This is a genomic window from Paenibacillus sp. Negev47 (assembly GCF_058313655.1).
Genome location: NZ_CM177754.1, coordinates 1,564,450 through 1,577,172 on the forward strand (window position 1 = coordinate 1,564,450; position 12,723 = coordinate 1,577,172).

Below are 12,723 nucleotides of genomic sequence, written 5' to 3' on the forward strand. Positions count from 1 at the left end.
TCGTGAATGTTCAAGTCCGGAGACGGGACTTTGGATGCGATTTGGTAGGTATGGATTGAAAATAAACAGTTATTATGTAAAATAATGTTATATTCAAATCTAGTAGTTGAACAGATATTAGAACGGACGAGGAGGAATAGTTCATGAATAAGAAAAGTAGATTTCAACGGTTAAAATGGGCAGGTACAGGGATGTTGCTCAGTCTCGTATTATTTGCTCTGCCTGCATCAGCTGCTTGGAACGATACATATCAGGGGTATGCGACGTACACAGGTTCAGGTTACTCGGGAGGTGCGGTGTTGCTTGATCCCATCCCGGCAGACATGAAGATTACTGCACTCAATCCGTTCCAGCTCAATTATAACGGGGTTAAAGCTGCCTTGGCGGGAGCCTATCTCGAAGTACAGGGACCCAAGGGCAAAACAACGGTCTATGTAACAGATCTGTATCCTGAGGGTGTTAGTGGGGCACTGGATCTTTCACCGAATGCCTTTAACCTGATCGGTGACCCGAAGGCAGGCAAAATCAATATCAGCTGGAAAGTGGTCAAAGCGCCAATTCAAGGCAATGTCTCCTATCGGATCAAGGAAGGCAGCAGTCAGTGGTGGGCAGCCATTCAGGTCCGCAACCATAAGTATCCGGTGCTGAAGTTCGAAGTGAAACAAAAGGATGGCACGTGGCTTAATCTCGAAAAGCAAGATTATAATCATTTTCTCGGAACCGGACTGGGCAAAGAAAAACTGAACGTTCGCATTACCGATATTCGCGGTCAGGTATTGAATGATACAATTCCAGCTCTCCCTAATGATGGGTCAGGCGGGGCATATATCGTACCGGGCAATGTACAGTTTCCGGATTGACAGAATTATGAAGTTGTTATAAAAAGAAGTATGGTCATAGACGTTTTTAACGAAAAGTCGTACACTGTACGGCTTTTTTTGGTATAGGAAAAGAGGAGAATGTACTGCATGAAGAAAAGTTTACCTTCCTATCAGACAACACATCCCTATTGGAAACAGTATCAGAACTTCTTCCCGGAAGAAGTGAGGCTGGACGATGATACAGCTCCTGAAGAAGAATGGTGGGAATCGAATGGCGTTCATCTTCATATCGATCGATTACCCGCGCCTGAATCTTCAATCAAAATCTTATTTATTCATGGTGCGGGAGGCAATGGCAGGTTGCTCGCTCCTTATGCCCGAATGTTGCAGCGACATGGATACGAGGTGGTATCGCCAGATCTTCCCCCGTATGGGCTAAGTTATGCGCTGTCTGGCACACGGATCAACTATGAACTATGGATTGATCTGCTGGTTTCACTTATCGAACGGGAATATATGAGAGACGGCAAGCCGATCGTTGTATTGGGAAGCAGTATTGGAGGCATGCTTGCCTATCATACCAGTGCCCGCAGTGAGCATGTTAAGGGTCTGATCGCAACTACATTTGTAGACACGAGTAACCCCGATATGCGTGATCAGCTTGCACCCAATCGTCTGGTGAGCCGGGTGGGAAAACGTATGATGGATCTGTTCCCGATTCTGCTGGATCATATGCGGATTTCGGTCAAGCAGGTATCCCGGATGCAACTGATTACCAATAACCGGGACTTAACTCGGCTCATTATGAACGATCCACAAGCGGCAGCCACACGTATTCCGTTGGAACTATTAAGAACATTCCTTAATAAGGAGCCGGAGGTAAACCCGGAACAATTCTGCCAGTGTCCAGTCTTATTGGTTCATCCTGAATTGGACCCCATGACACCGATCAGGTTCAGCCAATCTTTTTTTGATCGACTGGTGGTAGATAAGGAATGCATCATTTTGGAGGGTGCAGGACATTTCCCGATAGAGCAGCCAGGGCTGAAGCAATTGGATGCGGCGGTGCTACGATTTTTGCAACAGATTCAATGACAACCAAAGGCTACTACACTGCTTCGCATAAGATAGTTTTCATATCTTAAGTACGTAAAACACCTCCCACTAAGGGAGGTGAATTTGGTTATTTTCAATATGAACGGCGCTACCGCCAACCTGAATCTGTGTGTTTTCATTGGAGCTGCCCAGAGTTAATCGGGCTCGAATCTCGGAGGGACGGTTCATGGTATACCCTTGTCTGATCGTATACGTGTGATGATGAGGATCTGTGAGCTGGTTGTATTGATACAAATAACAGAGCAGTGCGCCATTAGATGTACCCGTTGCGCTCTCTTCGTCAATATCGTAAAGTGGAGCGAAATTTCGACATTCTGCCAGAACGCCCTCTGCATCGGATGCGAGTGTGAACACGTGATAACCTATGACATGATGTGCTTTACATATTTCAGTAATACGCTGGAAGTCAGGATCAATTGTGGTCAGTACATCAACATCTTTAACGGCTATCAAGATATCATGTAGCCCGGTAGAGACGATCTGTACAGCAATTCAGCGTGTATATCATGCAAAGGAATACGCAATGAATCGGCAATCTGCTGCCGGTCCACGATCTGCCCGAACTTCGGTAATGTCTGTGACAGATAGACTTCACCATTGACCTCGATAACGACCTCAAGAATTCCGGCCAGTGTCTCCAGTGTATATGTACCAAACTCAATGATGTGCTGTGTCTTCATTAGATAAAATAAAGCAATCGTGGCATGTCCACATAGATCGACTTCATCACTTGGGGTGAAGTAACGTACTTTGAAATCAGCCTGATCCGATGGCATAACAAACGCTGTCTCTGAAAAACCGACTTGTCTGGCAACCTCTTGCATCTGGGATTCAGATAAATGTGCTGCTTGTAACACATTCTTGAATGAATAGGTCAAGTGACCTCCGGGAAAGGGTAATGATAGAGGAGAGCATAACGATAATGTAATGGAAAGGCTGGGATCTCTAATGAAAGCAATTGTGATTGAGGAATTTGGTGGAGCGGAACAATTGAAGGAAAAGGAAGTAGCTAAGCCAGCATGTGGAGTGAATCAGGTGCTAATCCGAACGCATGCCACATCGGTGAATCCGGTGGACTTCAAAATCAGACAAGGACATATGAAAGAGGCGGCAGAGAACTTTCCTTTGATTCTGGGCGGCGATGTGGCGGGTACTGTAACTGAAGCAGGCTCGAATGTTACGCGATTCAGAGAGGGAGATCGGGTATTTGCACGCCCACGTCAATTCGGAACCTATGCTGAATATGTTGCTGTCGATGCGGACATTATTGCACGTATACCGGAGAACCTGAGCTTCGAGGAAGCAGCGGCTATTCCCCTGGCTGCGATGACAGCCTGGCAAGCGCTTGTAGTTCATGGACGATTAGCCAAAGGGCAGAAGGTACTCATTCATGCGGGTGCCGGTGGTGTGGGAACATATGCGATTCAGATTGCCAAGTCCCTCGGTGCTGAAGTGGCTTCCACAGCGAGTGAATCCAACGAAGCATTGCTTTGCTCGCTGGGGGTGGATCATTTTATCAATTATAAAAAAGAAGATTTCTCGGAGATTCTCTCCGGTTATGATGTTGTACTGGACACGATGGGCGGCGATATTCAGCGCGACAGCTTCAAGGTGTTGAAGTCTGGTGGGCATCTGGTATCCCTTGTGGAGCAACCGGATGAGAAGCTTGCCAAGGAGGCCGGAGTAACGGCCAACGTATTCATGATGGAGCCCAAAGGGGATCAACTGGATCAATTGGCTGAACTGGCCGCGGAAGGCAAGCTCAAATCGGTTATTGATGGAACTTATCCGCTAAGTGAACAGGGAGTGCGTGAAGCACACGAGAAAAGTGAAACCCATCATGCCCGTGGCAAACTGGTTATTCGGGTTGAATAGAGTGCATTAACTCGTAGAAGTATTTTGACTCATGAGTCCGATACAGGTTGAACCAAGCCTGTAAGGTTTCTGGTGCAAAGACATCCAACAAATTCAACACTTGCATCGCAAATTCTAACGGAGCTATTCCTGATGCAGTAACTACATTTCCGTCGGTTACTGCAGGCTCCGTTACATAATATTTTTCCCCAGTATAATCTGGGCATATCATCTTCAGGTATTCTAAATCATTGCTTGTATGCTGTCTGGAATCCAGCATCCCTATTTTTGCAAGTCCAATTGTTGCACCGCAAATCGCCGCAATAACCGTACCTTTTTCTACAGAGGCAGCTACTTTTTTCAATAGAGGATCATGGATGGTGTCCAGCCAGGTGTTTCCTCCTGGAAGAATGATGACATCATTACTGTTCAATTCACACTCATCAATAGAAATATGAGGAAGGATGTTCAATCCTCCCATGGTAGTTACCGGATGTTTATCTACGCCTACCGTTACGACCTGTAAAGGCTCGATCTCTCTCCTGAAATATCTTCCTGAGTTCAGTTCAGCAGTTAGATATCCTACCTCCCAGTCTGCCATCGTATCGAATACATATAGATATACGTTCTTCGTTTGCATCATACACTCTCCTTCTGTTATTCAAGATTGAATGGATTACTCTCGTATTATAAAAAAACTTCACTGACAACTACGGTCAGTAAAGTTTTAAACTTGATAATAGTCAATGAGGTCGTATAGAACTTCAACCAGTTTGTGCTTCAAACTGAGGGGTTCTAGGACTTGAACAGATCTGCCATAGGACAAAAGCAAGCTCGGGACGTATTTATGCATATGTTCTTGATCTATTAAAAATATAGCTTCCTTAGAAGTGCGTTCTTGGAGATGATTTCCCAAAAACCAATGCTGGCATAGGCTATCGAGTGTACTTGTTTTACCTGCCAGAACCATAGAAATAAATGATTCCGAATGGTCTGCTTCTGGAAGCAGGTTACTAGTAAAAAATTCACTTGCCGAAAAATGCGGCGGAGGGTTGAACGTTATTTCTGTCTGGTGAATACGGATGATCCGCTCCACCCTAAAACTACGAATTTCATTCCGCAAATGACAAAAGGCTATAACATACCAGTTAGTATTCCAGTAGATCATTCCGTAGGGGTCGACAATTCTACGTTTGGGTTGCTCTTCATGACTTGTGTGGTAATCCACTTCTACAGACCATTTGTTTAACACGCTTTGCTCCAATTTTCTCAATATGGGCACTATAGTTGGTTTTTCAAGGGGGCCTATGACTTCAATCCCTTCGAAATGTTGCTTAATCATGCTTTCCTGTTCTTGATTTGAGTGCATCATAAGCTTTGAAGTTGCGCTATCTAACGCCTCCCCTAAAAAATATCCAGCTTCTTTTGCGAAAACAGCGGCATGTAGTAATGTTGTTGTCTCCTCTACATCAAAAAGAAGAGGACTCTTAATAAAATGATTCAACAGAGTGTACCCGCCATGATGACCCGTGTCGGATATAATCGGTACACCACTAGCACAAAGTGAGTCAATATAACGGTAAACCGTTCGTATGTTCATTTCTAACTTTTCAGATATTTGTTTTGCCGTAATTTTTCTGCCTGAATTCAGCATCCATAGGATTGCCAGCATGTTATCCAGTCTAGACATTAGTTTCACCTCAGAGATTACTATAACATTCATTCCGAAATTTGGGTCTGGGTTGGAAGAAGTAAGAGTGCCTGCTCCCCAATTCTAGTGCAATAAGATATAATAGGAGAAATTTATTCCATTCTGTGCATGAGGTGATAAAAGGATGTCCAACGAACTTATTGAAGCCATTCAATTGTTAAAAGAAAAGAAGTGGGTGGATCTGACCCATACTTTTGGACCGGATTCTCCACATTTTTCAGCTTTTGATGCAGCAAAATTCGATACATTGTTTGATCATGATCAAGGTTTCTTTGCCCAGAGCTTTAAGTTCCCCGGTCAATATGGCACACATCTCGATGCACCGATCCATTTTGTACGTGATACTCGTTACCTCGATGAGTTGGGCTTGAAAGAGCTCGTATTGCCGCTTGTAGTCATTGACCAGTCCGCTGAAGTGGCGAATAACCCGGATTTCACACTGGGTGTGGAGCACATTCATGAATTCGAAAGAGAACATGGTGTGATTGAAGCTGGTAGCTTCGTAGCCTTGCGTACGGATTGGAGCAAACGTTGGCCGAACCATGGAGCATTTGATAACAAGGATGATGAGGGCAACAGTCATGCACCGGGATGGTCGGTTAGTGCGCTCATGTTTTTATTTGAGGAAAGAAAGATCAAGGCCATTGGCCACGAAACCTTTGACACAGATTCAGCCGTGGATTATCAGAAGAATGGAGCACTTCTGGCAGAGTATTATGTACTTGCCCAGGATACATATCAGGTCGAACTATTAACGAACCTGGATCAGGTGCCGGCCAAAGGCGCAGTCATCTTCAATATTGTACCCAAAGCGGAGAAAGCTTCTGGCTTTCCAGTCCGATCATTCGCCATTTTGCCGTAAAACGAGATAGATCAAAAGCTGAAATAGATAATCACATAAATCAGACACTAACGAAGTCTAAATGATTCACATATGTAAATAGCAAGGGAGGCGTATTCCGCCTCCTTTTTATGTTGTTACTTTTGATCCGAGTAGGGATCTTGATTAAATCTTTGAGAGATTTTCTTCTCCATTTTCTTACGTCGTATCCAGCGCTTCAGCAAGCCCTCTTCTTTGCGTTCTTGCAGTGTTTCCTTCAATCCTTGAATCATAAATTCCGATCTTCGTCTGTCATCCCGACTAATCTCGCGTAATTCTTTAATAAATTTGTCGTCCATATCTGCCTCTCGCTTGTTCAGGATAATTCCATTATACCGAACGTACGTTCTTTTATCAAGTTTTACCATGTTGATGGTTTGAGAATAACTCTCCATGAATGTATAAAGAACGAGAGAACGGAAGGAGCAATTCATGATGAAGTGGAGTATAGGCAGGTTTTACCAGTTTTTTGTTTCCGGGAATTATCCTATTGCTTGTTCTTGGCGTAATGCCTCTAGTGATTGGTATTTCGCTCATGCGCTACGTTCATTGGGAACGGGGTGAGACACTTAATCTCTATGACCGCTACTGGGCTTGGACATTTTCTTTGTACACGGGTTTTGCTCTTATCATCTGGCTTATGGTGCAGGTGTACTGGATTCAGGATGTTTCCATCATTAATCATATTGACAAAAATACATCATCCTCACATACTTACGATATACACTTTATAAAGTTTATTTACTAAGTTTGCTAAAAGGAAATGGACTCAAGCTCATGAGCTATCAGATAGTCGTCGCATATGATGCAACCGCATTGCTTCCCCACTGGCTTGCAGAAGCGACCAACCGAAAAATCAAGATCCGCAGGAAGCAGGGAGGTGAGTATGGATGGTCTACGTTATTATGGCAGTTATCATTTGGGCAGGTACCTATGCAAGTATAGCCTTGTCCAAGCAACCGATAGAAGTGCAGCCTGTGAAGTCGATGGATGATTTGTTTGAGTGAACCAAGCAGCTCTGCCGATTTCGATCCTTTGCCAGCACGATGGAACTCATGTGTTCGAGTAAAGTATTATGTTATGATATGGAGTAAAATTACATGCATACCATTGCTTTGGTTCAATTGAACCAGAGTAGAAACGAGAGGGTTATGAAAAAAGCCAACGCTACAATGATGAAATACATCAATTTAAATAATGTGCGTGAAGTCATGCAGCAGATTGAGACGGCGACCAAACCGCAATTAGCTTCACTAACCAATCTTAGTGTGGTTACCATTAATGCGCTGATTCAGGAATTATGTGATGGCGGAGAGTTGTTCCAGGATAAAGTGGTTCCGTCTAACGGTGGTCGTCCTGCTCAGGCATATCGATATAATTATAACTTCAAGCTTGCTCTTGTTCTTTACATCAAAGAGATGAAAGGTCAGGAGTTAATTTCGGCAACGATAATGAATCTGGAGAATAAGGTTGTGTTGAAGGAAGAGAGTATCTTGCCTGCTTTCGATAAACAGCATGTGCTGCAACTTATCGCGCGTTTCATTGCGGAGTATCCGTCCATTGATATGATCGGCATCGGTATTCCGGGGCAAGCCGTAGATGGAGACATCACGGTGAGCAGTCATGAAGAGCTTATCCATTCACATCTGATAAGGGAGATCGAAAGCGAGTTCCAACTGAAAGTTCTCGTGGAAAATGATGTTAATGCAGCGATTAGCGGATACTGTACTCAGCATGCTGATATGAAGGAACAGAATGTAGCCGGAATTTATTTTCCAAACCGATATCCGCCGGGTATGGGCATGATGTTGAATGGACAGATGATCCGCGGGAAAAACGGGATGTTTGGTGAGATCAAGTATCTTCCTAATTCACCTGATTGGCAACGTGAAATGAGCAAAGATGATTTTGTAGTGCAGGTATGTAAAATCCTGCAAACGATTAATGCAGTCGTTGCCCCGCACCAGATTGTCATTTATCAGGAACGGGTGGAGCGAGAAGAGCTGGACTTTGCATGGAAACATTACGGGAAGGATCATCCCATGCCGTCGTTGCCCGAGATCGTACATCAGGACTCGTTTCAACATGATTTCGATGCTGGGTTACGAGAAATGGTTCTTCAAGCGTTGAAGTCAGGCATTCTATCAAACGCCTTATGACCCACAGTTCATGTCGGTGGATTTTATTCTACAAATTGCAGGAACAAGTGTAGAGGAGGATTCATGATGCGTGAAGAAGAGAGAATCATGAAGGGCATGTTGTTTAGTCCAAGTGATCCGGAATTAAAGATCATCAAAAGGCGGGCCCATAATCTTAGTCAGCGTTACAGTCAGACCTTTGAAGAACAGACTGAGGAAAGGGATCAGATATTACAACAGCTACTGGGGGAGATTGGAGAAGGCGGATTTATGCAAGGACCCATCTTCTTTCATTATGGTGTGCACACTCGGATAGGTCATCATTTCTTTGGCAATTACAATCTGACGATACAAGATGACGCTCAAGTGACGATCGGGGACTATACCAGTTTTGGGCCAAACGTTACGATTGTTACTCCTGTTCACCCCCTCATTGCCAGCGAGCGGAGACAGATGGTGGACCAGAACGGTGATGTGAAGTCACTATGTTATGCCAAACCTGTCACGATTGGAAACGATGTATGGATCTCGGCAAACGTCACAGTGTGCGGGGGAGTAACGATTGGAGATGGATGTGTCATTGGAGCAGGTAGTGTGGTGACTCGTGATATTCCACCGCATTCTTTTGCAGCAGGCGTACCGTGCAGAGTTATTCGCAAAATTACTGAAGCGGACAGCATGCGAAATTACCCCGATGTTCTGGCAGATTGCCGTGTGCTGGAAGAATAAAAAGGCTGTCACCAGGATCTGCAGATGATCTGGTGACAGCTTTTTGTTGTTGTACGCTTATTTGGAGGCGTTATAGTTACTCAAGAGTTCTTTTACTTTTGCAGGATCAGCTTTCAATTCATTCCCGGTCTGAACGAGCGGGCTTACTGTGGAGTATGCTTTGAGTTTGTTGTTCTTGTAGAAACTCAAAATCTCATCCTGATTAATGGAGTACAGCACGGCTTTTCTCAGGTCACTGCTCTTGGCAACTTCACGATTGGCCGTGTTGAACAACAGATAGGAGACAGCGTTACTTGGCAGACTTTGCAGTTTCAGTTTGCTGTCATTTTCGATGATGTCATACTTGGTTTCAGGTACACCGTAGTATAAGTGGATTTCACTGCTGCGAAGAGCAGAGAGGGCGCTGTCTGCATCCGCGATGAATCGGACGTTAACCTGAGCAATTTTTGGTTCATCTTCCGTGCCTTTACGGTAGGCCGGATTTTTTAAGAATACACCTTCATAGTCATTTTTATAAGACAAAATATAAGGTCCGCTAGTATAAAGGGTGTTATTGTATGCTGCGCCTTCAGTCACCGTGTTCTGATCACCGTAAGGTATATCTTTGTTGACGTCAAAGGAAGCTACATCATATGTGTTGATGCTCTCCACCTGTTTTTTGGACACGATGCCAGCAGATTGGTGGGCCAAGTAGTTCAGTACTTGCGGGAAAGGTTCAGTTGTTGTCAGTTTAACCACCTGATATTTACCTGCACTATTATCTGCTTTGGTTTTGTCAGTCACGAGTTCTGTAATCTTGGTGCCCAATCCTTGTTCCAATGCTTCCAGAATGGTGCCGTTGCCGCTGGATTGTTTAACAGATTGTAATGCACTCAGATCCGTTACAACCTCAGCTTCTTTGATGTGTTCATGCAGAGTGTATGTCCGGTGATCCGGAACGGAATCTTTGTTTTTAGCACGATCCAGGGAGAAGATGACATCATCTGCACCCACACGTTCTCCTGTGTCTACAGCTTTTTTGTTATCAATCTTCGCAAAGTTGATATCGTCTCTGAGAATGAAGTAGTAGTCGGAATTTCCTTCAGCAATACTGAAGTTATGGGACAGTGATCCATCTGCTGTCAGTTGATCGTCATCGGTCAAGTTAACGAGACGTACATACATATTGGTATTCAACTGGTTGATGGAGCCGTCATTTCCTTTGATGGGATCAAGGGAAGTCAGTACAGATGCGCTTTGCGTCAGAATCAACGGGTCTGTGGCATTTTTGGAGCTGTCGTTGAATTCAATGGGTTCCCAAGCCATGGCGCGGGATTTGGAGAGACGAACCGTGTCGACATTCAGAATGTCTTTGTTCACAGCCTGACTTTTCAGGGAAATGTACAAAGGAGCGATATAAGCCTGGTCAGTTACCAAGCGATCTTCCAATTGTTTGTAAGTGTCCTTATATTGATCTGGCGTTTGGGTAGCTGCCTGATCGATGAGTTTATCAATCTCCCCATCAGCGAGGATACTGTAATCTCCACCTGTTTTGAAAAGGGAACGTACCGCATAATCGGGATTTCCCGTTACCGTTGTCCAGCTGGACAAGGCGATGTCATAATTCCCTGCATCCTGCTGGGATTTGAAGCTGCCGTAATCCGGCTGCAGGTTCAGCTTCACATTGAAGCCGTTTTTGGTCAGCTGGTCGCGGACAATGTTTACATCATTTTCGGAAGAACTCATGGCGAGCAGTTCAATGTCTGCCGGTTTTTGTGCAGTCTCTGTTGTGTCCGCTGGTGCGGTTTCCGCCTGGGATTCCGTCTTGGTTTTTACGCTGCAACCAGATATCACAATGACGAGAATTAATAGCAATGAGATCAGTGTACGTTTTTTCATGGGATTACCCTCCATATCTTGAATGTGTGATGTGTGAATTCTTTTTTCTGTAACAGTTCAACGAATCGTTTATGCTTTCTCCAGCTTGGGATCAAGCGCATCACGCAGGCCGTCACCGAGAAAGTTAAAAGAAAGAACCAGTAGAATAATAGCCAAGCCTGGATAAATCGCCAGATAAGAGTGAGTCTCCAGGTATGTACTGCCGAGCTTCAGAATGTTACCCCATTCCGGAATATGTGGCTCTACACCGAGTCCCAGATAACTCAAACTGCTGGTAGCGATAACCGCTCCACCGATCGTGAGTGTGGATTTGATAATCATGGGTGCAAGTGAGTTGGGAATAATGTGTTTGAAAATAATAGTTCGATTGTTGTACCCCAGTGCACGTGCAGCTTCCACGAATTCAAAAGTAGATACATAGAGTACACTGGCTCTCATGGTACGGGCATAAGTTGGAATTGATCCCAGACTTAGCGCCAGAATGAGATTGACCGTATTGGCTCCAAACGCCGCAATAATCGCAATGGCGAGCAGAATACCCGGAATGGCATAGAGAATATCGAGCAGCCGCATGATGATGTTATCCGTATGTCTTCCGTAGAAGCCGGAGAATGCTCCGAGGACTCCGCCGATCAACACAGGAATGATGGTCGACATGCAACCTACGATCAAGGAGATCCGGGCACCGAATACAATCCGGGAAAATAAACATCGTCCGAAGTCATCCGTTCCCAAGGGGTACGCCAGGGAAGGAGGTTGAAGCAGAGCGGAGTAGTTGTTTTCCACAGCCATGCTGTAATCAAAGGTAAAGAAGCTGCAGATCGATATCGAGAACAGAAAAATGATGAAAAACAAACCGGACATCGCAGTCATATTCGGAGCAAGACGCTCCCACAGATCGTTCCAGAAGTTTGATTTTTGTTTCCCCTGTCTGCGAATTCGTCCAATAATGGAAATGCCGAGCAATAGTGCAAATACATTACCTGTGATCGAGGTCAGAATCAGTACTGCACTGACACCTATCATCCAGCGAGGGAGGATAGAGGTCGCGTTATATCGGGATACGATAATCAGTACGACCAGGTCAATGACCAGAATAAATATCAGCACCACCATGGCTGGCAGAAAGTTGTCAGCCACATAGGGTTTGAAAACATTTAACGCGGATACACCGATCACGAACAACTGGGTTAACAGCATATACACCGCAAAGGTATACTCCACATTTCTAGCTTTTCGAATCAGATGAAAGGCTGCCGTTACGATAAATATATTGCCTGAAATGATAGCAAGCAGTTGAACCCAGGCGATCCTGCGGGTCAGAGTAGAGATCGTACCCGTACGAATCAAGTCTTTCCGAATCCGAAGGGTGATGACACTTTGGACCAGTGTGAAGAATACATAGATCCCAAGTATCGTTAGAAGAAATGGTTTGAACGCCTGCTCGCTCCAGTCATAACTGTTGAACAGCAATAATGCAGTCAAGAGAAGGGACGTGATCCAGGCAAAGCTTGCCTGACTGTATTCTCGAGAAGACTTAAGCCGGAAACGCATTTCTTGTGTTAAGGATGAGTTTGTCATAGTACACCTGCTTTA

The 12,723-nt window shown here is 44.7% G+C and carries 13 protein-coding genes; 6 read left to right on the forward strand and 7 right to left on the reverse strand.

The genetic code is table 11. The features are described from left to right. The first annotated feature begins 143 nt into the window (after positions 1-143). Complete coding sequence (gene exlX / locus AC4G47_RS07225; RefSeq protein ID WP_491105518.1) at positions 144-860, forward strand: expansin ExlX; 717 nt, start codon at positions 144-146, stop codon at positions 858-860. Positions 861-968: 108 nt separating this feature from the next. Beyond that, the gene (locus AC4G47_RS07230; RefSeq protein ID WP_491105519.1) at positions 969-1,916 is read left to right on the forward strand and encodes an alpha/beta hydrolase; all 948 of its coding nucleotides are present in this window, start codon (positions 969-971) and stop codon (positions 1,914-1,916) included. Between the two features lie 69 nt (positions 1,917-1,985). On the opposite strand, the gene AC4G47_RS07235 is transcribed toward AC4G47_RS07230, so the two are convergent. Beyond that, the gene (locus tag AC4G47_RS07235) at positions 1,986-2,390 is read right to left on the reverse strand and encodes a PhzF family phenazine biosynthesis protein (RefSeq protein WP_491105520.1); all 405 of its coding nucleotides are present in this window, start codon (positions 2,388-2,390) and stop codon (positions 1,986-1,988) included. Continuing rightward, on the reverse strand, positions 2,387-2,815 hold the full coding sequence (locus AC4G47_RS07240) for a PhzF family phenazine biosynthesis protein (RefSeq protein ID WP_491105522.1): 429 nt from the start codon (positions 2,813-2,815) through the stop codon (positions 2,387-2,389). Before AC4G47_RS07240 ends, AC4G47_RS07235 begins: the two co-directional genes overlap by 4 nt. A 70-nt stretch (positions 2,816-2,885) precedes the next feature. Here AC4G47_RS07240 and AC4G47_RS07245 point away from each other — a divergent pair, with 70 nt between their 5' ends. After that, complete coding sequence (locus tag AC4G47_RS07245; protein ID WP_491105524.1) at positions 2,886-3,812, forward strand: NADP-dependent oxidoreductase; 927 nt, start codon at positions 2,886-2,888, stop codon at positions 3,810-3,812. On the opposite strand, the gene AC4G47_RS07250 is transcribed toward AC4G47_RS07245, so the two are convergent. Together AC4G47_RS07250 and AC4G47_RS07255 are read right to left on the reverse strand one after the other, a co-directional pair. Then, positions 3,796-4,431, reverse strand: a complete 636-nt coding sequence (locus AC4G47_RS07250; RefSeq protein ID WP_491106660.1) for a type 1 glutamine amidotransferase family protein — start codon at positions 4,429-4,431, stop codon at positions 3,796-3,798. The two genes, AC4G47_RS07245 and AC4G47_RS07250, sit on opposite strands and share 17 nt — an antisense overlap. A gap of 87 nt (positions 4,432-4,518) precedes the next feature. Then, positions 4,519-5,481 (reverse strand): helix-turn-helix transcriptional regulator, encoded by a 963-nt coding sequence (locus AC4G47_RS07255; RefSeq protein ID WP_491105525.1) that lies wholly within the window; start codon positions 5,479-5,481, stop codon positions 4,519-4,521. Between the two features lie 145 nt (positions 5,482-5,626). Between AC4G47_RS07255 and AC4G47_RS07260 the strand changes: the two genes are divergently transcribed. Continuing rightward, the gene (locus AC4G47_RS07260) at positions 5,627-6,364 is read left to right on the forward strand and encodes a cyclase family protein (RefSeq protein ID WP_491105527.1); all 738 of its coding nucleotides are present in this window, start codon (positions 5,627-5,629) and stop codon (positions 6,362-6,364) included. Between the two features lie 116 nt (positions 6,365-6,480). Here the strand turns inward: AC4G47_RS07260 and AC4G47_RS07265 are convergent, their stop codons facing one another. Next, on the reverse strand, positions 6,481-6,681 hold the full coding sequence (locus AC4G47_RS07265; protein ID WP_458123612.1) for a hypothetical protein: 201 nt from the start codon (positions 6,679-6,681) through the stop codon (positions 6,481-6,483). Positions 6,682-7,482: 801 nt separating this feature from the next. Here AC4G47_RS07265 and AC4G47_RS07270 point away from each other — a divergent pair. Continuing rightward, the gene (locus AC4G47_RS07270) at positions 7,483-8,541 is read left to right on the forward strand and encodes an ROK family protein (RefSeq protein ID WP_491105529.1); all 1,059 of its coding nucleotides are present in this window, start codon (positions 7,483-7,485) and stop codon (positions 8,539-8,541) included. 63 nt (positions 8,542-8,604) lie between these two features. Continuing rightward, complete coding sequence (locus AC4G47_RS07275) at positions 8,605-9,249, forward strand: sugar O-acetyltransferase (RefSeq protein ID WP_491105530.1); 645 nt, start codon at positions 8,605-8,607, stop codon at positions 9,247-9,249. Positions 9,250-9,306: 57 nt separating this feature from the next. On the opposite strand, the gene AC4G47_RS07280 is transcribed toward AC4G47_RS07275, so the two are convergent. After that, positions 9,307-11,127: an ABC transporter substrate-binding protein gene (locus tag AC4G47_RS07280; protein WP_458123609.1), complete on the reverse strand. Its 1,821-nt coding sequence runs from the start codon at positions 11,125-11,127 to the stop codon at positions 9,307-9,309. A 69-nt stretch (positions 11,128-11,196) separates the two neighbouring features. Then, on the reverse strand, positions 11,197-12,708 hold the full coding sequence (locus AC4G47_RS07285) for an ABC transporter permease (RefSeq protein WP_491105532.1): 1,512 nt from the start codon (positions 12,706-12,708) through the stop codon (positions 11,197-11,199). Positions 12,709-12,723: the final 15 nt, after the last annotated feature.